This is a genomic window from Acidaminococcus sp., assembly GCF_057597765.1.
In genome coordinates this window covers 67,774-88,529 of the sequence record NZ_DBMBXK010000008.1, presented here as the reverse complement: position 1 = coordinate 88,529, position 20,756 = coordinate 67,774, and the positions used below count along the sequence as shown (strand labels likewise).

The following is a 20,756-nucleotide window of genomic DNA, read 5'->3' as shown; positions in this document are numbered from 1 at the left end:
GGCAATGAAGCTTACGGAAGAAGAACAGAAATACGCCGCCCATCTCCAGCGGTTCATCCAGTGCGCCACCGTGTCCAACGCCAATGTGGACAAGGTGGACTGGAGCCAGTTTGAAAAACTCCATGAGGCCTTCCGGGAATTCTATCCCCACATCTATCGCCTGATGGAGCTGGATGAAGTGGGCCAGGCAGGCCTCCAGTTCCACCTGAAGGGCACTGGCAGCGCAAAGAAGCCCCTTCTGCTCATGGCCCATCAGGACGTGGTGGAAGTAGGGGACCGGGGCCAGTGGAAATTCGATCCCTTCGGAGGCGAAATCATCGACGGCTGTATCTGCGGCCGGGGCACTACCGACTGCAAGCACCAGCTGCTGGCGGAAATGGAAGCGGTGGAAGCCCTGCTGGCAGAAGGCTGGCGGCCGTCTTACGACCTGTACCTGTCTCTGGGCTACAGTGAGGAAGTGTACCTGGAAAACGATGTGGACGGAGCGGAAAAGCTCACCCGGCACCTGGAAGAGAAGGGGGTCCGGCTGGGCACCGTAGTGGACGAAGGGGGCGGCCTGTTCCCGGTGGGGGACAAGCTGGAAGCCAAGATCGGAGTGGCGGAAAAATCCCCGGTGAACTTCGAGATTTACGCCACCTCTCCCGGAGGCCATTCCAGCCGTCCCGGGAAGGGGACAGCCCTGGGGACCCTGGCCAAAGCCATTGTGGCCATCGAATCCCATCCTTTCCCGTACCGGTTCACTCCCCTGACCCTGGCCCATCTCCAGAAAAGCGCCAAACTCCAGGATGCCGGCCGCCGGGCTATCTATGAAGATCCGGAAGGCCACTGGCAGGAACTGTGCCAGTTGGCCCAGGAAGATCCGGCTCTGGATGCCCTGCTCCACACCACCATCGCCTTCACCATGGCCGAAGCCAGCAAGCAGCCCAATGTGCTGCCCAGCCGGGCGGCGGCCCAGATGAGCGTCCGGGTGCTCCAGGGGGATACGGTGGAATCCTGCGAAAATTACTTCCGCCAGTTCCTGCCGGAAGGGGTGGAAATCCGCCATGTGTCCGGCAAGGACCCGCTGCCTGCTTCCGATCCCCAGAGTTACGGGATCCAGGTGGCGGAAAAGGTGCTGAAAGGCCAGTATGGGGAAAAAGTGGACGTGGTGCCCTTCCTGATGCTGGGAGGCACCGACAGCCACTATTACAAGCGGATCGCCGACAATGTGATGCTGTTCTCCGGGTATCTCCGGGACAGCCGCTGGGGCGCCGCCCACCAGGTGAACGAAAAGATCCCCGCTGATGCCCTGAAGGCCAGTGTGGACTTTTTCAAGGAATTTTTACGGTCTTACTGATATGGAACTGACGTACCAGGTGGATCGGGACCATGCCGGATGCTGCGTCCGCCAGGCAGCCCGGGGTCCCATGCACCTTTCGGAAAAACTCTGGCGGAAAATCAAATGGAACGGCACCATTACCGTGAACGGATCCCCGGTTTCCAGTCCTTCTCACAGGCTGGAGGCCGGGGACCGGCTTGTTTTCCAATGGGAAGAAACGGCGGCGGTGATCCCGGTCCATCTGCCTCTTGCCATTTTGTACGAGGATGAGGACCTGCTGGCGGTGGACAAGCCTGCCGGCATGCTGATCCACCCCACCTGGTCCGGGGCCCGGGATACCCTGGTCCAGGCGGTGGGAGGGTATTTCCGCCAGTCGGGGCAGAAATGCGGCATCCATCCCCTGTACCGGCTGGACCGGGACACCACGGGCCTTCTGCTGGTGGCCAAATCCGCTTTTGCCAAACACGCCCTCACCCGCAGCCACCAGGAAATCTACCGGGAATACCTGGCGGTGTGTGAAGGGGATCTGGCAGAACCCCGGGGCCGGATCCATCTTCCCATCGGCCGGGTGGCAGAAGGGGTGGACCGGTGGATGGTCCGGGAAGACGGACGGCCGGCAGTGACCGATTATGAGATCCTGGCTGGCGGAGGGGACCATACGGTGCTGAAGATCCATCTCCTTACCGGAAGGACCCATCAGATCCGGGTCCATTTCGCCCACAAGGGGCACCCTCTGGTGGGGGACCCGGTGTACGGCACAAGGGACCCAAGGATTGCCCGCCAGGCCCTCCACGCCTGGACCGTCCGGTTCCGCCATCCCAGGACCGGCAAGGAAATATTCCTGGAAGCCCCGGTGCCGGAGGACATGAAGGGGCTGACAGGAAGTCAGGTTTGTACGGCTTTTCTCCCTCAAAATATGCTATAATTGATTAATAAGACCGTAAAGGAGATGGAAACAATGAGACGACAGAAAGGACAGGACATCATCGAATACGCCCTGATGCTTGCCATCATTGTGGGTTTGGGATGGATGGTCTATTCCCATGCGGCCGACGGAGGTCTGCCCAGCTCCATCAATTCCGTCTTCAACAACGCCAGCGCTCTCCTGGGGGAAGCTTCCAAGAAAAAACTCCCGGCCGCCACCACGGCGAAAGATATCATCGAACGGCTCCGGCAGGGACGGTATGAGGGGCTGGCGGATGTGCTCCAGGGGAAACCTTCCAAAACCCTGGTAATTGCTTCGGACAGTGCCGCCGGACAGGAGCTGGCCCGGCAACTGAACATCCAGACCAAAGAAGGGGACGGCTGGTTCGCCAGGGTCCAAACCGATGGGGTAACGGTGTTTTCCTATTACTCCGCAGAGGCAAACAAGGGGATGACCTTCAGTCAGCTGGCAGCAGATTACCAAAAGAATACCAAAACGTATTATGATGCATCTACAGGGGAAAATAAAGCTACGGTAAGGATCACGGAAGGGCTGTTCAACAGCCAGGGGAAAAGTGCCGCGGGTGCAGGGAAGACCGTCTTTGAAAATGTCCCGGGCTACGTGGGACCTTCTCCCAGCGGCAGCGGGTTCATCATCGATCCTACGCGTACCAAAAAATTGAAATAGAAACGGCCGTTTGCGTCAACTTCTTGAACAAACCATGACAAAACCTGCACCTGTGTTGACAGGGCAGGTTTTTTGCTATAAATAAAAAGGTACAGCACATATGCAGGAGGCTTGACAGAATTGAAAACTATGGACCGGCCAAAGCCAATCCCTTCCGGGAAACCCATGGCGGTCTGGTTTCTGCCGCGGCTCCGGAACCGGCTGTCAAGCCAACGGGAGCAGCGGCTTCAGCCGGGAAAACCGTGGAGCTGACGGAATTGAAAAATACCGGCACAAAGGCCATACGGGATCCTTTGGCCGGGGCGGACCCCAAGATCCTGGAAAAGTTCTGCCTGGTAAAGGGCGGAACCTACAAAAAAGTGACCGCCTGCCTCCAGGGGCTGGACAAAAGCGCCACGGGCCTTGACCCGGCGGCTTCCTTCGTCCAGTGACCAGTGACAAGAGACCAGTGACCGGGGGTGTGAATTTTTTCACACCCCCTTCGTATTTTATTTCACCGCTTCCGCAAATTCTCTTCCGTACTTCCGGCACAGCTCCTGGCTGGCCTGGTCCGGGGCCCACTGGCACCGGAGCCCTTCGTTGACCAACTGGAACCCGGCACCGCCCAGCAGTTCCGTGATCTGTTTCACCGCTTCTCCGCTCCAGCCGTAGCTGCCGAAAGCAGCGGCCTTTTTGTTCTTGAACTTCAGGCCCCGGATCATTTCCATAATGCCCCCGATGGAATACAGGAACCCGTAATTGATGGTGGGGGACCCTACCAGGATGGCCTTGGATTTGAACACTTCCGTCACGATGTCGTTTTTGTCATCCACCGCAGAGTTGTAGATCTTCACCTTCAGGGTAGGGTCCGCTTCCATCAGGCCTTCGGCGATGCATTCCGCCATCCGCCGGGTGGAATTCCACATGGTGTCGTAAATCAGGGTCACCTGGTTTTCCTGGTAATTCTGGGCCCATTCCTGGTAGGCCTTGACGATCTGCAGGGGATCATCCCGCCAGATCACCCCGTGGCTGGGGCAGATCATGCTTACCGGCACGCCCATCTTGAGGATCTCGGCAATCTTCCGGGTGACCATGGGGCTGTACAGGTTCAGGATGTTGGCGTAATACTTCATGGCTTCCCGGTACAGTTCCCCCTTGTCCACTGCATCATTGAACAAGGTTTCGCTGGCGTAGTGCTGGCCGAATCCGTCGTTGCTGAACAGGATGTTCTCCCCGGTCATGTAGGTGAACATGGTGTCCGGCCAGTGGAGCATGGGAGCTTCGATGAACACCAGCTGAGAGCCCCCCAGGTCCAGGGTGTCCCCGGTCTTCACGGTGACGAAATTCCAGTCCTGGTGGTACAGCCCCCGGAGAATGGCTTCCCCTTTCTGGGTGCAGTAGATGGGGGTGTGGGGAATCTCCCGCATCAGGGCCGGCAGGGCACCGCTGTGGTCGTTTTCGTTGTGGTTCATCACAATATAATCAATGGCCTTCAGGTCGATTTCCTGTTTCAGATTGGCCACGAATTCTTCATCAAAAGGCTTCCAGACCGTGTCCATCAGCACCGTCTTCTGATCTCCCCGGATCAGATAGGAATTGTAGGAGGAGCCTTTTTCCGTAGAATATTCATGGCCATGGAACTCCGTCAGTTCCCAGTCGATTTTCCCAACCCAGGTGACTTTATCCGTAATTTTCTTTCCCATATGAAACATCTCCTTTGGCAGCAGTCTGTTTTTCCATGGTTCAAGTATACATGGAATAACCGGGAAAATCCGTTGTCAGTACAACAAATAAGAGAGCAGCAACCCCCTCTGGTATCTCTGGCCCATATGGGGTACAATACAGATAATACTTGTCCATTTGCCCGTGTCCAATTTTCTGCAATTGAAAGGTGGTATTTCCATGAAAATCAAACGTGTTCTGGCCATCCATGACCTTTTTTCTTTTGGGCGCTGTTCCCTGACGGCGGCCATGCCTGTACTGTCCGCCATGGGACACCAGGTGTGCCCGTTTCCTACGGCTCTGTACAGCAACAACCTGACTTACGGGAAATTCGTTTCCCGGGATCTGACGGACCTGATGGCCGGGTACCGGGACCAGTGGAAGCAGCTGGGGCTCTCTTTTGATGCAGTCTACAGCGGCTTTTTGGCAGGGCCTGCCCAGGTGGAACAGGTAATCGCTGCCATCGAGGACTTTGCCGGGGAAGACCGGATCGCCGTGGTGGACCCGGCCATGGGGGACGACGGGAAGCTGTACCCGGTGTTCGATGCTTCCATGGTGGAAGCCATGAAGAAACTGGTGGCCCATGCCACTCTGATCACCCCCAACTATACGGAAGCCTGCCTCTTGACAGATACGCCCTGGAAAGACGCAGCCCCCACTGACGATGAGCTGGAAGCCCTCTGCGACAAGCTGCTGGCCCTGGGACCCAAACAGGTGGTGATCACCAGCGTGCCCTGCGATAAGGACCATCTGAAAATCGTCAGCAGTGAACCCAACCAGCTGTTCCCGGAAGCCTATGAAGTGAAGAAGCTGCCCTTTGCCACCTGCGGTACAGGAGATGTGTTCACCAGCACCCTTTTGGGCTATGTGCTCAATGGCAAAGATCTGAACCGGTGCGTCCAGGAAGCGGCGGATTTTGTCAGCTATGTCATCGACACCACTCTCAAAGCCGGTACCGACCCCAAAGAAGGGGTGGTCCTGGAAGGATGCCTGTGGAAGCTGCTGTTCCCCCAGTCCAAGAACTGCACCACCTGCATGGCGTAAGGGAGTGAAGGAAAGAGGAGGCTGTTGCTCTTGCAACAGCCTCCTCTTTCGGTTTATAATAAAGATTGGTGAAAAAATGTTTGCTTTTGGCTGAAATTCTTTCCAGTTGGGAGAAAGGGGGAGGGGCATGGAATTTGTGAAGAAGACACCGGAGGAGAAGGAGGCCAGTTTCCGGCTGCTCCAGAAAATGTATGCTTCAGAGCCCATCAAGCCCCGGACCCCGCCCGAACCGCTGCCCCCTTTGCTCCAGCAGCTCCGGGCCATGGAAAAGGACGACTCCAGCCGGTATGAGACCACTCCGGAACTGTTCGTCCGCCAGGGGAAACTGGCGGCGGATTACGAGGATGACACAGTGTACGACCTGCCGGTGCTCCATTACTATCCCACCTACCGGGTGCTTACGGACAAAGAGCTCCGGGGGTATTTCGGCTGGCGGACCCGGCTCCGGCATCAGCAGCTGGAACGGACCTCTCTGACCTATGCTTTCCTTTATATATACGAACTGCTGAACCAGATCGGGGTGGAAAATCCCGAGGACGGCTATGAAAAGCTGAAGGCTTTCGGGGAAACCTACGGCCTCCTGGACGACCGGATCCTGCCCTATCTCCACCAGTGGCTCCGGGATTACGTGCTGTATTACCAGCTGAATTCCGCCCTGCTGCCGGAAACCCAGCGGAACCGGCAGGATGAAGCCTATCTGGTGCTGGATGACTGGGAAAATGCCACGGACCAGGAACTCTTCGACGCCCTGGACCTTTTTTCCACCTACCATATGAGTCGGTCCAAACTGTACAAACAGAAACCGGAAGACACCGTGCGGCTTTTGGGCCGGATCTACCGGATGATCCAGGGGTACTGGAAGACCCACCGGAAAAAATCTTTTTTGGAGGAACATGTGGGAGGGCCCGGCTACGAATGGCTGGAGCTGTTTGCCAACGCCGTATTCCTCCGGAAGGAGGACAAACGGGATTTCACGGTGGTGGTGAATCCCCTGTGCATCTACCATGACCGAAAGGGCATCTGGACCTTCCGCCATTACGTGTACACCTCCAAACAGCTCCGGAAGCTGGGAAAACTGATGAAGACCCTGGACGGCCTCCTCCGGGAGGAACTGGACTTCCCTCAGCCCCTCCAGCAGCCCCTGTCCTACAAATGGCTCACCCGACTGGTCCACCAGGGGGTGGAAGAGGACCGGAAGGAACAGAAGGAAGCGGAAAAACGGAAAGTGGTGTTCCATCTGGATCAGCTGGACCAGATCCGCCAGGATGCGGCGGTGACCCGGGACAGACTGATGACGGAAGAGGAACGGCGGGAGGAAGCTCTGCCTTCCCTGGAGGACAGAACGGAAGCCCCGGCAGCACAAAAGGCTCCGGAACCTCCGGAAATGGCTCCGGCCCCGGCAGTTTCCGGTCAGGAAGCTGCAGGACAAAGACCGGAATCCGGCAAAATCTCTCCGGCCTCTGGAGAAGCATCCCCGGAACCGGCCGAACCGGCCCGGCCCTGGAATCTGACAGAAGAGGAATACCGCTACCTCCACGACCTGCTCTATGGGGAAGACACCTCCTGGACCGGGGCCAAGGGGCTGATGCCTTCTATTTTAACAGACAGCATCAACGAAAAATGTTACGAAGAATTCGGGGATACGGTGCTGGAAGCCGGGGACCCGCCTTCTGTGATCGAAGATTATGCGGATGACCTGAAAGGAACGATAGAACCATGACGCTGAAGATACCCAAACGGATTGCCCGGACCCTTATCAGCTCCCTGAAAGGGGGCGTGGTGCCCCGGATCGGGCTGCCTTACATTACCGTAGGCCGGAAGAACGAAATCGACGCCCTGCTCCACGATGTGGACGTGATTGCCGACGGGGGCGCTTCTTTCCGGTTCATTGTGGGCCGGTACGGCAGCGGGAAAAGTTTCCTGCTCCAGACCCTCCGGAACTATGTAATGGAAAAGGATTTCGTGGTGGTGGACGCCGACCTGTCCCCGGAACGGCGGCTCCAGGGCACCAAAGGACAGGGACTGGCCACCTACCGGGAACTGGTCCGGAACATGGCCACCAGGACCCGTCCCGAAGGAGGCGCCCTGCCTTTGATCCTGGACCGGTGGATCAACCAGATCCAGCAGCAGGTGGTGACGGAAACGGGCCTGGCCCTTACAGACGGCCGGCTGAATACCCTGGTGGAACAGAAAATCGGCCAGGTGATCCAGGCCCTCAATGAAATGGTCCACGGGTTCGATTTTGCCCGGCTGCTGACTTTGTACTACCGGTCCTATCGTCAAGGGGACGAAGCCACCAAGGCAAAGGTGATCCAGTGGTTCCGGGGAGAATTCCATACCAAGACCGAAGCCCGCCAGGAACTGGGAGTGAACATCATCATCTCCGATGAAGACTGGTATGAATATCTGAAGATCTTCGCTCTGTTCCTGAAGCAGGCCGGTTACGCCGGGCTCCTGGTGTGCATCGACGAACTGGTGAACATCTACAAGATTCCCCATGCCATCACCCGGCAGTACAACTACGAAAAGATTCTCACCATGTACAACGATACCCTCCAGGGAAAGGCCCACTACCTGGGCATCATCATGGGAGGCACTCCCCAGTGTATGGAAGACCCCCGGCGGGGAGTGTACAGCTATGAGGCCCTCCGGTCCCGGCTGGCGGAAGGCCATTTTGCCGGAGAACACAAGGACCTGCTGGCACCGGTGATCCGGCTCCAGCCTCTTACCAGCGACGAAATGCTGGTGCTGGTGGAAAAACTGGCGGAGATCCACGGGGTGCTCTACGGCTATGCCCCGAAAGTGACCCAGGAAGATCTGGTGGCCTTCATCCGGATCGAATTCCAGCGGATCGGGGCGGATTCCCACATCACTCCCCGGGAAGTAATCCGGGACTTCATCGAGGTGCTGGACATCCTGTACCAGCATCCGGAACTGAAGGTGGAAGCCCTGCTCCAGTCCGACAGCTTCCAGTATGCCCAGAACGCCGTGGAAGGGGAGGAAACCGCTCCGGAATTTGCGGAGTTCACCGTATAAGAAAGGATTGCCATGAATATCTTTGACCGGTATGCACCTTTTGTCCAGGATTTCATCTACAGCCAGGGGTGGTCGGAACTGCGGCCCATCCAGGTGGCGGCCGGAGATGTGCTGCTGAACACGGACCAGAACCTGCTGCTTACTGCTTCCACCGCCTCCGGGAAGACCGAGGCGGCCTTCTTTCCCATCCTGTCCCTGTTTGCCCAGAATCCGCCCAAAAGCGTGGGGTGCATCTACATCGGTCCTCTCAAGGCCCTGATCAATGACCAGTTCCTCCGGCTCCAGCCTCTCTGTGAAGAAGGGGGCATCCCGGTGTGGCACTGGCATGGGGACGTTTCCCAGTCCCACAAGGCCAAAATGATGAAGCATCCTTCCGGGATCCTCCAGATTACCCCGGAATCCCTGGAAGCCCTGCTGCTCCACAAACACATGGCCATTCCCCGGCTGTTCGGGGATCTGCGGTTCGTGGTCATCGATGAAGTCCATTCCCTGCTCCGGGGGGACCGGGGAGGCCAGACCCTGTGCCTGATCCAGCGGCTGTCCCGGCTGGCCGGGGTGAATCCCCGGCGGATCGGGCTGTCGGCCACCCTGGGGGATCCGGAAAAGGTGGGGGAATTCCTGAGCCTGGGCACGGGCCGGAAGACCCTGATCCCCCAGGTGAAGGCCCCGGGGACCAAATGGCGGCTGTCCATGGAACATTTTTACGTGAAAGACGCCCAGGCCGGGGAGGACCGGGCGGACCTCCAGGCCCTGCCGGCACTGGATGTGAAGACCGACCAGGCTCCGGCCCAGGCGGACCCGGGACTGGGATACATCTTCGAGCACACCCGGGGGAAAAAGTGCCTGGTGTTCGTGAATTCCCGGGAAGAATGTGAAGGGGTCACCACCAGCCTCCGGCAGTACTGCGAGCTGAACCATGAGCCGGACCGGTTTTTGATCCACCACGGGAATCTGTCCGCCTCCTACCGGGAAACAGCGGAAGAACTGATGAAGGACGAGAGCCGGAACCTGACCACCGTCACCACGTCCACCCTGGAACTGGGCATCGACATCGGCCGGCTGGAGCGGGCCTTTCAGATCGATGCGCCCTGGACGGTGTCTTCCTTCCTCCAGCGGATGGGACGGACGGGCCGGAGGGACCTGCCTCCGGAAATGTGGTTCGTGATCCGGGAGGACGAGCCGGAGATCCGGGCTATGCTGCCGGCCACCATCCCCTGGAAGCTGCTTCAGGGAATCGCCCTGATCCAGCTGTACCTGGAGGAAAAATGGGTGGAACCGCCCCGGCTGGACCGGCTGCCCTACAGCCTTTTGTACCACCAGACCATGAGCGTCCTGGCCAGCAATGGGGAAATGTCTCCGGCGGCTCTGGCGGACCGGGTGCTCCGGCTCAGCTATTTCCACCGGATCACCCAGGAAGATTACAAGGTGCTCCTCCGGTATCTGATCGCCGAAGACCATATTGCAAGGACCGAACAGGGGGGCCTGATCGTGGGCCTGGCCGGGGAACGGGTGATCAGCTCCTTCAAATTTTACGGGGTGTTCCAGGAAAACGAGGAGTTCACCGTCCGGTGCGATTCCCAGGAACTGGGCACCGTGGTGGCGCCCCCTCCTCCGGGAGAAAAGATTGCCCTGGCCGGTCATGTGTGGCGGGTATTGGAAGTGGACCGGAAACGCCATGTGATCTACTGCGAACTGGTTAAGGGAAAAGTGCCCGCTTATTTTGGAGAATGTCCCGGGGATATCCATACCAAAGTGCTGGAGAGGATGCGCCAGGTGCTCCGGGAGGACCGGTCCTATCCTTATCTGATGAAAAACGCCGTGGCCCGGCTCCAGCAGGCCCGGTTCACCGCCAAAGCCTCGGGCGCGGCGGAAAAGCCTCTGATCCAGTTGGGAGGAAAGATGTGGTGCCTTCTGCCCTGGCTGGGGAGCTATGGCTTTTTGGCCCTGGAACGGTTCCTGAACCTGAAATGCGCCCAAAAACTGGGGCTGAAGAAGCTGGATCCCTTCCGTCCCTTCTTTATGCAGTTTACCATGGAAGCGGACGAGGAGACTTTTTTCCAGGTGGTGGAGGAAGAAATCCAGAAGGAAATCGATCCCCTGGAACTGGTCTACCCCCATGAGGTGCCGCTTTTTGACAAGTATGATGAATATCTGCCGGAAGAACTGGTGAAAAAAGGCTTTGCCCTGGGGGTCCTGAACCTGGAAGACGTGCGGAAACGGGTCCGGGAGTGGAGCCACACAGGGCATGGAATGACAGAATGATGAATTTGTGGGGAAAGGGAAGAAATCATGACAGAAACCAAGAAGTCGGCCCATAAACCGGGCCTGGACATGCTCCATGGCTCCATTGCAGACAAACTGTTCTATTTTGCCATGCCCATCGGGCTCATGGGGCTCTTTGAGCAGCTGTTCAACAGCGCAGATGTGTTCCTGCTGGGGCATTTTGTAGGGAAGGACGCCATGGCAGCCGTAGGGAACAACATGCCGGTGATCGGCCTCCTGGTGACCCTGTTGATCGGGATCTCCCTGGGGGCCAATGTAACCATTGCCCAGTATCTGGGAGCCGGGAAGCAGGAAAAAGTGGAAGAGACTGTCCAGACCGCCATTGTCATGGCCCTGGGCCTGGGGGTGCTGCTGACGGCGGTGGGGGAACTGATCGCCCATCCGGCCCTGAAGATCCTGGCGGTGCCGGAAGAGGTCCACGATCTGGCGGCCACCTATCTGCGGATTTTCCTTTTGGGGATGCCTTTTTTGACTTTGTACAACTTCGAAGCGGCCATTTTCCGCAGCTGCGGAGACGGGAAGACCCCGCTCTACAGCCTGGTGGCGGCCAATCTCCTGAACATCACCCTGGACCTTTTGTCTGTAACCGTGTTCGACTGGGGGATTACCGGGGTGGTCAGCGCCACGGTACTGTCCTTTGCGGTGAATTCCGGGATCCTGTTCGTGCTGCTGTGCCGGACCCCTCAGCCCATCCAGCTCCAGCGGCACAAGATGCGGCTGAACGGCCATGAAATGGGGAAAATCCTCCATATCGGGCTCCCTGCCGGAATCCAGGGCATGGTCTTTGCCATGAGCAATGTGGTGATTCAGTCTTCCATCAACAGCCTGGGCACCGCGGCCATGGCGGCGGCTGCCGCTTCCGTAATCATCGAATTCAACATCTACTGCTTCGTAAACGGGTTCAGCCAGGCCACCACCACCTTTGTAGGCCAGAACTACGGGGCACGGAAGCTGAGCCGGTGCTTTGCCACCACCAAGGCGGCCTTCTGGGTGGAAGGGCTGTTCCTTCTGTGCATTACGGTACCCATCCTGTTCTTCGGAGAGCATGTGATCGGTTTCTTCAACCCGGATCCCCAAGTGATCCGGCTGGGGGTGCTGCGGCTGTGGTGGGTGGGGGATACCCTTTACCTTAACGGGGCCATGGATATCCTCTCCGGAGCTCTCCGGGGCTACGGCTATTCCCTGCCTCCGGCCCTTGTGGCCCTGGTGGGCATCTGCGGAGTGCGGCTGGTGTGGATCTATACGGTATTTGCCAACCATCCGGACTACCTGACCCTGATCCAGGCCTATCCGGTGAGCTGGATCATAGCCACCGCGGTGCTGGCTGTGGTGTACTGGCAGTGCAGGAAGTACATTGTAAAGTCGGCCCTGGCGGGGAGATAAAAGGCAGACACCGGGGGTGTGAATTTTTTTCACACCCCCCTTTCATTCCACCCTATCATGCACAATGGTGTTCCGTCCTCGGTTCTTGGCTTCGTACATGTATTTGTCTGCCCGCTGGATGATGGAATCCGGAGTATCTCCCTCCTGGACGGCGGTGATCCCCACGCTCATGGTAATGTGGAGAGGGTGGCTTTCGTGGTGGATGAAAGCCTGTTCCACCATGTGCTGGAACCGGTTGGCAATGGGGATGATATCCGATCTGTTTTTGATGGGGTAGATCCCGATGAATTCTTCTCCGCCCCAGCGGCCCAGGGTGTCCGTGGACCGGATGGAGTGGGTGGCGGCGTCGGCAAAGGCCTTCAGCATCCGGTCCCCGGCCGGGTGGCCATACTTTCCGTTGAAATCGTGGAAATGGTCGATGTCCGCAAACAGCACCGCAAACAGCTGATGGAGCCGATGGTACTCCGAAAAACGCATTTTCAGCAGGGGATCCAGGAACTTCCGGTTGGGCAGGCCGGTGAGAGTGTCATGGTAGGCCAGAGAATACAGATTCTGGATGATCAGGCTTCCCCGGTCCAACAGGCTCACTTCTTCGAACTGCTCCGCCACCAGCCGGATTTGGCCTTTTTCATCAGCAAGAGGCACAAAATGGGCCTGGATCACCCCCATGGTTCCGTCTTTATGGGTAAAGACCAGCTTTTTGGACAGGGGCTTTTTCTGGTCCATGGAGGCCAACAGGGGACAGTAGGTCCTGCACAGAGGCCGACCCTTTTCATCCATATGATCCAGCTTTGTTTCCGGACAGCGGAGACCGATCATCTCTTCTGCCGTATACCCGGTAATCTGTTCCGCCGCCCTGTTCCAATAGACGATGGTCCGGTCCGGGGTCACCATATAGGTGCCGAAAGGTGCAAGCTCCGCCAGCTGACGGAAATCTTTATCCTGGATCATACACACATTCTCCTTTCCAAAAACATGGAACTGTCTTTATTCCCTTTATTCCAGTTGCTTCTTCATCCACTGGTGGGGGACTCCTTCATCCGGTTCCACCGGTCCATAGGCCCGATACCCCAGGGTCTCATAGAAATGTTCAGCCCGGACCTGGGCGTGGAGACGGATTTCCGTTCCTCCCAGTTCCTTTACGGCTGCCTCGGTGCCTTTTACCAGAAGGCTGCCGGCGCCTTTGCCACGGAACCGCTTTTTTACGGCAATCCGTCCCAGGATCCAGATTCCCGGTTCCTCGCCGGGGAAGAAACGGCAGACACCCACGGCTTCTCCCTGGTCATCCCACAGGAGACCGTGATGTGAGGCCTGATCCTGGCTGTCGAATTCCTCCTGGAATCCCTGTTCCTGGCAAAAGACTTCTTCCCGGAGGGCCTTGGCCTCCGGAGGCAGTTGGGTGTAGGTGGTAAATTTCATTATGAGATTCTCCTGTTCATTGATGATTTTGCGGGCGTCCGTGGCTGCCGCCCTCTGTCTTTGTTAGATTTTCGGGGGAGTCCTGCGGGGTACCCTGGTCAGCTGGTGGATTTTCTGCCGGAACATCAGGTTTGTCCGTCCAGAATCAGGCGGGCCAGGGCTTCATCCAGCAGCCGGACCGGATCCGTCAGCTGGAAATTCAGCCGGGAATAGTAATAATATTCCTCTATTATACACCAGAACAGACAATTTATAGGAAGATATTTTGGCATATACCACTGACGGCGTCTGTCTGTTTCTTTTACCAGGTACAGTGTATAATAGAAGAAATGCTATGATACAAGAAAGAGAGGAATCAATGCCTTGGCTGCTTCGCAAATCAACATGCTGGAAGGCTCTTTGACAAAGCCTTTGTTCCAGTTTGCCATCCCGGTGGCTCTTATCGGGATCCTCCAACAGATGTTCAATACGGCGGACATTATGGTCCTGGGCCGCTTTGTAGGGAAGGAGGCCCTGGCGGCAGTGGGGAACAATGCTCCGGTGATCGGGGTCATGGTCAATCTGTTCCTGGGGATTTCCCTGGGGGCCAATGTGCTCATTGCCCGGCGGCTGGGAGGAAGGCGGCTGAAGGAAGCCTCCCAGGCCATCCACACCACCGTGCTCATGGCCCTTCTGACCGGGCTGTTCATCCTGGTGGTGGGGGAAATCCTGGCCGGACCTCTCATGGTCTGGATGGGCGTGCCGGAAGAGGTCCGGGCTGCTTCGGAATTTTACCTGCGGATCTATCTGCTGGGCATGCCGGGGATGACTCTCTACGACTTTTTGTCCGCCGTATACCGGAGCCACGGGAATGTGCGGACCCCGCTGCTGTCCCTTATCACCGCCAGCCTGGTGAATATTGCAGGGAATTTCCTGGCAGTGTTCCTGGGGTTCGGGCTGGCCGGGGTGGTGGTGGCTACCGCCGTGTCCAATTACGTCAGTTCCGGGCTGCTGCTGCGGATGCTCCGGTATGGACACGGGGTGCTCCATTTTTATCCGGGAGCCATCCGTTTGCGGCTGGATGACATCCGGGAAATCCTCCGGGTGGGGGTGCCTGCCGGGATCCAGGGCATGGTGTTCAATCTGTCCAATATGGTGATCCAGTCCGCCATCAACAGCGAAGGGGCCCTGGCCATGGCGGCTTCGGCTGCGGCCTATGTGCTGGAAATCAACACCTATCCCTTTATCATCGCCTTTGGCCAGGCCATTACCACCTTTACCAGCCAGAACTTCGGGGCGGGGAACCTGAAACGGTGCCGGAAGGTGCTGGGCCGGGGCCTGACGTTGAACTTCCTGTTCACCTGCGTTTTGATCGGTCTGGTGTTCCTGGTGGCCCGGCCCTTCCTGGAGATCTTCGGACTGGAGCAGGAAGCGGTGGATCTGGGGGTCATGCGGATCCATCTGATCATCGGATTCTATTTCCTGTCAACGATTTACGAAAGCCTGTCCGCCTCCATGCGGGGGTTCGGCAACTCCCTGACCCCGGCCCTGGCCATGCTGGTGAGCATCGTGGGCACCCGGCTCCTGTGGCTGGCCACCGTCTATGCCGCCAACCCCACCTACCGGAACATCATGTACTGCTATCCCCTGAGCTGGCTGGCCGCCGATGTGCTGATCGGTGCCCTGTTCTGGAGAGACTGGAAGCGGGGGAAGCTGGGAGGGACTGGAATAGGGCAGAGTGCAGAGTGAAGAGTGCAGAGCAGGTTGGCAGCGGCCGGAGGAACCTTTGCTTATCCGTAAGGGCAGCAGGCCCGGCCGCCTGCTGAATAGGCCCCAATGGACCGCACGGCCCAAAAAGTCCGCCCCGGGAGGGGCATAAGCAGGCACCCGACGCTTCAGCGGCGTTGGTGGTCGCTTATGCCGCAGCTGGGGACCGTACGCAAGCACGGTGGTGGGGGTATCGGCGGCAGCCGATACTTTGCAGGAACGATGGACAGCAGCAGTACAATAAAATAGGTGCACAGCCAAAAGTCCGCCCTGCAGGGGCGGGGGACCGTGCGGAGCACGGTGGTGGGGGCATCGGCGATAGCCGATACTTTGCAGGAACGATAGACAACAGCGGGGTGATCGGCAGGAGCAAGATCTTCATATCCGCAGGTCTCATTGCTGGATTCCAGGACGGTTGAACCGTACCCCCGCCAAAGTATTCGGTCCTTTCAGGACCTCATGCCCCCACCACCATTGCGCAGGCGCAACGGTCCCCCGCCCCTGCAGGGCGGACTTGGCCTCCGGCCTTGCTTTATAATTACAAATACCATATTATAAGATAATTCAGTATAATTTCGGGGAGTGTTGACTTTGGCTGGCAGGAACGGAATCCCGGATTACCTGAAAAACTTTTCTCACAAGATGAGAAGAAACATGACAAAAGAAGAACGGCATCTCTGGTTTGATTTTTTCCGAGGATATCCTGTACGGGTGAAACGGCAGGTCATCATTGGAAAATACATTGTGGATTTTTGCTGCGAGCGGGCTCAGGTAATCATTGAACTGGACGGAGGACAGCATTATGAGACGGAAAATAAAAAAGCCGATGCAGAACGGACCAGGCAACTGGAACGGTTGGGCTTTCTGGTCCTACGGTATTCCAATCTGGATGTGATGCAGAATTTTTCCGGAGTAACGGAGGACATCGACCGGGTGATTCGGGAAAGAATGAAGAAGTTGGGGACAGAATGAATCACGGTAGGGAGCGGGGACTGTCCAGTCATGGAGGGGCGTAATAAAGGGTCCGACAAGAAATTCAATCCATCTGTATCGCACGGCCAAAAGTCCGCCCTGCAGGGGCGGGGGACCGTGCGGAGCACGGTGGTGGGGGCATCGGCGGCAGCCGATATTTTGCAGGAACGATAGACAACAGCAGCATGATAAAAATAGGTGTACAGCCAAAAGTCCGCCCTGCAGGGGCGGGGGACCATCCGCAAGGATGGTGGTGGGGGCATCGGCGATAGCCGATACTTTGCAGGTACGATAGACAACAGCGGAACGAGCGGCAAGAAAGAGAACGGGGAAGCACCGGCAATCCCGTGCCCTTCGTTGCTGTTTGTTCTGCCGAAATATCCGTACCCCCGCCAAGGTATTCGGTCCTTTCAGGACCTCATGCCCCCACCACCATTGCGCAGGCGCAACGGTCCCCCGCCCCTGCAGGGCGGACTTGGCCTCCGGCCTTGCTGGTACTTTGTACGAGTATACATCGATTCTCCGGGAGCCGGGAGGACAGGCCCAGGAGGAGTCGGCGGGACAACATCGGGTGTTGTCGCTCCTGGGGTGGAGCACGCGGGCGATGGGGTCCGGCTTCCTGGTCCGTAGCCGCAGCCTTTGACCGTCAGGGCAAGGCGATAGGCTGTGAGCCTCCCGCCAGGGACGAACGGGTCTGCCCTCCCGGCGGAGAGCCCTCGCGGGTGTATGGGTATAGAAGTTTTTGCCCTCTGGGCGGCCGGGACGGGTTTGCCTGCGGCGCCCCCCTACATCGTTGGGGTCAGAGATTCGTACATCTGGCGAGCCGCCGGTTGTGCGGCCTCTACGGGTCCATGCTCTGCACTCTTCACTTTCGGACATGAATGAATAACGATACTGTGATGAAGGATTTACCGAGAACTTGTTGACACATACCGGCCCGACTCTCCCCTTGAACAAATTCCCCCAATCTGCTATACTTGTAACGATCGAGGGGGAGCGCCCTGGATTGGTATTCATTTTACAGCGAGGGAGCCCGTGTGCCGGGTTGAGAGGGTACCACAGTACCGACCGTCAGGATTGGCTTTTGCCATCTTTTTTGGCGCTGTGGAATGGATACGGCAATGGAATCGATTCCACTCCCGAAGGATCGGCAGACCGGTCCAGTAAGGAGTGGAGTTTTTTTATGGAAAGCAAACAGCAAAAAGTCCTGCGTCTGGTGTTTTTGTCCATGATGATCGGCCTGGGGGTTGTGATTTCCCCCATTCTCCGGGTGGAAGGCATGTGCCCCATGGCCCATCTGATCAACATTACCTGTTCGGTGATGCTGGGGCCCTGGTATTCTCTCCTGTGTGCCACCCTCATCGGCATCATCCGGATGACGGTGATGGGGATCCCGCCTCTGGCCCTGACCGGGGCGGTGTTCGGGGCTACTCTTTCCGGGATCTTCTACCGGGCCAGCGGGGGCAAGATCATTGCCGCCTGCCTGGGTGAAGTAATCGGCACCGGGATCATCGGGGCCATGGTGTCCTATCCTGTAATGGAAATCCTCATGGGCCGCACCGGCCTTTCCTGGATGTTCTACGTGCCCAGCTTCATTGCCGGTACCTTGATCGGCGGTTCCATTGCTTTCGGGCTGCTCACCATCCTGTCCCGGAACGGGACCCTGTTGGAATTCCAGAGAAAATTGGGAGTGAATATCTATGACCGGGGAAGTCATCCGCAAGCTGCCCAGAACCTTTATGGACATCATGTCCAGGGTGCGGGAAAATGAACCGCTGATCCATTGCATGACCCATGCCATCACCATGAATGACAGCGCCAACGCCATCCTGGCTGTGGGGGGAAGTCCCACCATGGCTTCCCATCCCCAAGAAGTGGAAGAGATCGTGGAGGCGGCAGATTCCCTGGTGGTGAATTTGGGGAACATCAATGAGGAACGGCTGGAAGCCATGAAAATCGCCGGGGAAAAGGCCCATGAAAAAGGCATCCCCATCCTGCTGGATGCAGTGGGAGTGGCCTGCAGTACCCTGCGGCTGGTGTACGCCCAGCAGTTCATCGAACACAACCGGCCCGGGATCATCAAGGGGAACAGTTCGGAAATCCGGACCCTCTGCGGCCTTTCCGCCCATGCCCACGGAGTGGATGCCGGGGCGGCGGATGCGGTGACCAGGGAAAACTTCGCCGCAGATGCCCGTGCCTTCGGCCAGTATGCCCGGCAGCACGGAGCGGTACTCCTGGTCACCGGGGCAGTGGACTTGGTGACGGACGGAGAGACCGCCTTCGGCATTGCCAACGGGACGCCTCTTCTGGGCCGTCTCACCGGCACCGGCTGCATGGTGGGGGCCCTGGCAGGCACCTGGCACGCCTGTGGATCCTCTTTGGCTGCCGCGGCCCTGGGCACAGCGGTCCTGGGCATCGCCGGGGAAGAAGCCGCCAAAGACTGTCCTGGGCTGGGCACCTTCCACATCCGTCTGCTGGATGCCCTGTCCAATCTTACCGGGGAGCAGGTGGCAGAGAAAGTGAAGATTGCAGAGACCGTCGGGTAAGCCACGGTCTTTTTTTTGTCCCTGCAAAACGGAAATGAAAAAAAGAGCATCCTGTTCCAGGCCAGAGCCTATGCAGAAGACCCCAACCACAAATTCGACATGAAGCTGGAAGGACAAACCCTTTGCTATTCTTCCAATATCTTCCGGAACACATGATGGTCTTTCAGGGCGGCCCGGCCCAGGCCTATGAGATCGGCCTGACCGGTGGCCAGGAAATGTTCTGCCTGATCTCCTGTGACGATGCCTCCGGTAAGGAGCACCGGGATCCGGGCCGTTTCTTTGGCGGCCTGGGACAGTTCTGCAAAATAACCTGGTTCCGGGTGGCCGGGACGGAAAAAGATGCACAGGCCGCCGGACAGGCTGATGCCGTCCAGGCCTTCCTGCTGCAGCAGTTCCACAGCTTGGGGCAGTTCTTCCGGCCGGGAGCCGCCTTCCATGTAGTCTCCGCCTCCCAGCCGCAGGGTCACCGCAAAATCAGCCGGGACGGCGGCCCGTACAGCCTGGATCACTTCCCGGAGATAACGGGTACGGCCTTCCAGGGTGCTGCCGGTATAGGCATCCGTCCGTTTGTTGGTAAGGGGAGAATAGAACTGGTTCAGCAGGTACCCGTGGGCAGCGTGGATCTCCACTCCGTCGTAGCCGGCTTCCCGGGCCCTGAGGGCGGCCGCGGCAAAGGCGTCCCGCACCCGGACCAGGTCTTTTTCCCCCATGGGACGGGGCAGTTCCGGCTGGCCGTAGGCGGAAGCGGTCCGGGCCGGGTTCAGGACGGCACTGGGCCCCAGAGGCTCCTGTCCTGTCAGGGCCTTATGGGCTGCACTGCCTGCATGGCTCAGCTGGGCTAGGATGGGGACATGGTGCTGGTGGACGGCGGCGGTGATCCGTTTCAACCCGTCCAGATCTGCCCTTTCATCAAAGGCAATTTGATGGACACTGGCCCGGCCTTCCGGAGCAACGAAGCAGTGTTCCTGGATGATCAGGGCTGGCCCGCTCTGGGCCATATCTCCATAATAATCCACAAGGGCCTGTGTCACCTGGCCCTTGTCCGATTTTTCCGTAGCCATGGGAGGCAGCACCAGACGGTTCTTCAGGGTCAGGGAACCCAGGGAGATGGGCTGGTGGAGCAGGGGATGGTTCATGAGAAAATCCCTCCTGTAATTAATTTATATACAATTGCCATTATACAGGGGAGACAAAGGAAAAGCAAGGGGCTGCTGCACATGCAGCAGCCCCTTGCTTTGGGCAGTGGCCATAGGGAATCAGTTCAGCAAATTGATTTTGGATTGGAATAACCTTTTTACTTGCAGAGATTGATGAACAGGGTAATGATCAGCGTCTTGCAGATGTTGATGAAAACTACGGTGATCACCGGAAGGATGAACCAGCTGCAGCTGCCGATCAGGTCCACTTCCTTCATGTTCAGATTCAGTTGATAATGATCCATGATGTTCCGGAAGAGCATGCCCCCAAACAGGCACCCCACGTAATAGGGAAAGGTGACTCCGGTCAGTCGGGTCAGGACATACCCGATCATCCTGTGAGATTGCATTCCCCAGGTTAGCTTGGTATAATAAAGGGAAAGCGGCAGGGAAGGACCTGCAGACAGGGAACATCCATGAAACAGCATAAATTCTGGGCCTGGGCCACGGTTTTCGCCTTTGCCATGACCATGCACACCGGTATGAAGAAAAATAAAAGG

The 20,756-nt window shown here is 57.8% G+C and carries 18 protein-coding genes; 13 read left to right on the top strand and 5 right to left on the bottom strand.

The features are described from left to right. The first annotated feature begins 4 nt into the window (after positions 1-4). The 4 genes from ACZOF8_RS06985 to ACZOF8_RS06970 all read left to right on the top strand — a co-directional run bounded on the left by ACZOF8_RS06985 (position 5) and on the right by ACZOF8_RS06970 (position 3,361). On the top strand, positions 5-1,336 hold the full coding sequence (locus ACZOF8_RS06985) for a M20/M25/M40 family metallo-hydrolase (protein ID WP_288311353.1): 1,332 nt from the start codon (positions 5-7) through the stop codon (positions 1,334-1,336). Position 1,337: 1 nt separating this feature from the next. Further along, entirely contained in the window at positions 1,338-2,243 is a 906-nt protein-coding gene (locus ACZOF8_RS06980; protein ID WP_154488579.1) for an RluA family pseudouridine synthase, read from the top strand. A 33-nt stretch (positions 2,244-2,276) separates the two neighbouring features. After that, positions 2,277-2,930: a Flp family type IVb pilin gene (locus ACZOF8_RS06975; protein ID WP_487426714.1), complete on the top strand. Its 654-nt coding sequence runs from the start codon at positions 2,277-2,279 to the stop codon at positions 2,928-2,930. A 257-nt stretch (positions 2,931-3,187) separates the two neighbouring features. Then, positions 3,188-3,361, top strand: a complete 174-nt coding sequence (locus ACZOF8_RS06970; RefSeq protein ID WP_487426713.1) for a hypothetical protein — start codon at positions 3,188-3,190, stop codon at positions 3,359-3,361. 57 nt (positions 3,362-3,418) lie between these two features. Here the strand turns inward: ACZOF8_RS06970 and ACZOF8_RS06965 are convergent, their stop codons facing one another. Beyond that, a complete protein-coding gene (locus tag ACZOF8_RS06965) occupies positions 3,419-4,612 on the bottom strand; it encodes an anaerobic nitric oxide reductase flavorubredoxin (RefSeq protein ID WP_154488577.1) in 1,194 nt (397 codons plus the stop codon). Positions 4,613-4,811: 199 nt separating this feature from the next. On the opposite strand from ACZOF8_RS06965, the gene ACZOF8_RS06960 reads away from it, so the two are divergent. From ACZOF8_RS06960 to ACZOF8_RS06940, 5 genes are all read left to right on the top strand, one after another. Beyond that, on the top strand, positions 4,812-5,675 hold the full coding sequence (locus ACZOF8_RS06960; protein ID WP_487426712.1) for a pyridoxamine kinase: 864 nt from the start codon (positions 4,812-4,814) through the stop codon (positions 5,673-5,675). A 127-nt stretch (positions 5,676-5,802) separates the two neighbouring features. Continuing rightward, positions 5,803-7,395 carry a TerB N-terminal domain-containing protein gene (locus ACZOF8_RS06955; protein WP_154488576.1) on the top strand — a complete coding sequence of 531 codons (1,593 nt, stop codon included), beginning with the start codon at positions 5,803-5,805 and terminating at the stop codon, positions 7,393-7,395. Then, complete coding sequence (locus ACZOF8_RS06950; RefSeq protein WP_288311340.1) at positions 7,392-8,711, top strand: ATP-binding protein; 1,320 nt, start codon at positions 7,392-7,394, stop codon at positions 8,709-8,711. Before ACZOF8_RS06955 ends, ACZOF8_RS06950 begins: the two co-directional genes overlap by 4 nt. A 12-nt stretch (positions 8,712-8,723) precedes the next feature. Further along, complete coding sequence (locus tag ACZOF8_RS06945) at positions 8,724-10,973, top strand: DEAD/DEAH box helicase (RefSeq protein ID WP_022486952.1); 2,250 nt, start codon at positions 8,724-8,726, stop codon at positions 10,971-10,973. Between the two features lie 27 nt (positions 10,974-11,000). Beyond that, positions 11,001-12,377: an MATE family efflux transporter gene (locus ACZOF8_RS06940; protein ID WP_154488574.1), complete on the top strand. Its 1,377-nt coding sequence runs from the start codon at positions 11,001-11,003 to the stop codon at positions 12,375-12,377. A gap of 42 nt (positions 12,378-12,419) precedes the next feature. Here ACZOF8_RS06940 and ACZOF8_RS06935 read toward each other — a convergent pair whose 3' ends face one another. Next, positions 12,420-13,328 (bottom strand): sensor domain-containing diguanylate cyclase, encoded by a 909-nt coding sequence (locus tag ACZOF8_RS06935; protein ID WP_154488791.1) that lies wholly within the window; start codon positions 13,326-13,328, stop codon positions 12,420-12,422. Between the two features lie 45 nt (positions 13,329-13,373). Then, a complete protein-coding gene (locus tag ACZOF8_RS06930) occupies positions 13,374-13,796 on the bottom strand; it encodes a GNAT family N-acetyltransferase (protein ID WP_022486949.1) in 423 nt (140 codons plus the stop codon). 363 nt (positions 13,797-14,159) lie between these two features. Between ACZOF8_RS06930 and ACZOF8_RS06925 the strand changes: the two genes are divergently transcribed. The 4 genes from ACZOF8_RS06925 (at position 14,160) to thiM (ending at position 19,060) form a co-directional block, all read left to right on the top strand. Next, on the top strand, positions 14,160-15,524 hold the full coding sequence (locus ACZOF8_RS06925; RefSeq protein WP_154488789.1) for an MATE family efflux transporter: 1,365 nt from the start codon (positions 14,160-14,162) through the stop codon (positions 15,522-15,524). Positions 15,525-16,124: 600 nt separating this feature from the next. Continuing rightward, positions 16,125-16,514, top strand: coding sequence for an endonuclease domain-containing protein (locus ACZOF8_RS06920; RefSeq protein WP_288174454.1), 390 nt, complete (start codon positions 16,125-16,127; stop codon positions 16,512-16,514). 1,183 nt (positions 16,515-17,697) lie between these two features. Then, the gene (gene thiW, locus ACZOF8_RS06915) at positions 17,698-18,285 is read left to right on the top strand and encodes an energy coupling factor transporter S component ThiW (protein ID WP_487426711.1); all 588 of its coding nucleotides are present in this window, start codon (positions 17,698-17,700) and stop codon (positions 18,283-18,285) included. Beyond that, a complete protein-coding gene (gene thiM / locus ACZOF8_RS06910; protein WP_487426710.1) occupies positions 18,215-19,060 on the top strand; it encodes a hydroxyethylthiazole kinase in 846 nt (281 codons plus the stop codon). The genes thiW and thiM overlap by 71 nt, the downstream gene beginning before the upstream one ends. Before the next feature lie 125 nt (positions 19,061-19,185). Here the strand turns inward: thiM and ACZOF8_RS06905 are convergent, their stop codons facing one another. Together ACZOF8_RS06905 and ACZOF8_RS06900 are read right to left on the bottom strand one after the other, a co-directional pair. Further along, positions 19,186-20,196: an oxidoreductase gene (locus ACZOF8_RS06905; RefSeq protein ID WP_022486721.1), complete on the bottom strand. Its 1,011-nt coding sequence runs from the start codon at positions 20,194-20,196 to the stop codon at positions 19,186-19,188. 158 nt (positions 20,197-20,354) lie between these two features. Next, positions 20,355-20,591, bottom strand: a complete 237-nt coding sequence (locus ACZOF8_RS06900) for a hypothetical protein (RefSeq protein ID WP_308664232.1) — start codon at positions 20,589-20,591, stop codon at positions 20,355-20,357. Positions 20,592-20,756 lie beyond the last annotated feature (165 nt).

Bases quoted from the DNA above. Each gene is read 5' to 3' on its own strand.
- ACZOF8_RS06940 (WP_154488574.1), top strand. From the start codon at position 11,001: ATGACAGAAACCAAGAAGTCGGCCCATAAACCGGGCCTGGACATGCTC.
- thiM (WP_487426710.1), top strand. From the start codon at position 18,215: ATGACCGGGGAAGTCATCCGCAAGCTGCCCAGAACCTTTATGGACATC.
- ACZOF8_RS06900 (WP_308664232.1), bottom strand. From the start codon at position 20,591: ATGATCGGGTATGTCCTGACCCGACTGACCGGAGTCACCTTTCCCTAT.
- ACZOF8_RS06965 (WP_154488577.1), bottom strand. From the start codon at position 4,612: ATGGGAAAGAAAATTACGGATAAAGTCACCTGGGTTGGGAAAATCGAC.
- ACZOF8_RS06935 (WP_154488791.1), bottom strand. From the start codon at position 13,328: ATGATCCAGGATAAAGATTTCCGTCAGCTGGCGGAGCTTGCACCTTTC.
- ACZOF8_RS06930 (WP_022486949.1), bottom strand. From the start codon at position 13,796: ATGAAATTTACCACCTACACCCAACTGCCTCCGGAGGCCAAGGCCCTC.
- ACZOF8_RS06950 (WP_288311340.1), top strand. From the start codon at position 7,392: ATGACGCTGAAGATACCCAAACGGATTGCCCGGACCCTTATCAGCTCC.
- ACZOF8_RS06980 (WP_154488579.1), top strand. From the start codon at position 1,338: ATGGAACTGACGTACCAGGTGGATCGGGACCATGCCGGATGCTGCGTC.
- thiW (WP_487426711.1), top strand. From the start codon at position 17,698: ATGGAAAGCAAACAGCAAAAAGTCCTGCGTCTGGTGTTTTTGTCCATG.
- ACZOF8_RS06955 (WP_154488576.1), top strand. From the start codon at position 5,803: ATGGAATTTGTGAAGAAGACACCGGAGGAGAAGGAGGCCAGTTTCCGG.
- ACZOF8_RS06960 (WP_487426712.1), top strand. From the start codon at position 4,812: ATGAAAATCAAACGTGTTCTGGCCATCCATGACCTTTTTTCTTTTGGG.
- ACZOF8_RS06945 (WP_022486952.1), top strand. From the start codon at position 8,724: ATGAATATCTTTGACCGGTATGCACCTTTTGTCCAGGATTTCATCTAC.
- ACZOF8_RS06905 (WP_022486721.1), bottom strand. From the start codon at position 20,196: ATGAACCATCCCCTGCTCCACCAGCCCATCTCCCTGGGTTCCCTGACC.
- ACZOF8_RS06985 (WP_288311353.1), top strand. From the start codon at position 5: ATGAAGCTTACGGAAGAAGAACAGAAATACGCCGCCCATCTCCAGCGG.
- ACZOF8_RS06975 (WP_487426714.1), top strand. From the start codon at position 2,277: ATGAGACGACAGAAAGGACAGGACATCATCGAATACGCCCTGATGCTT.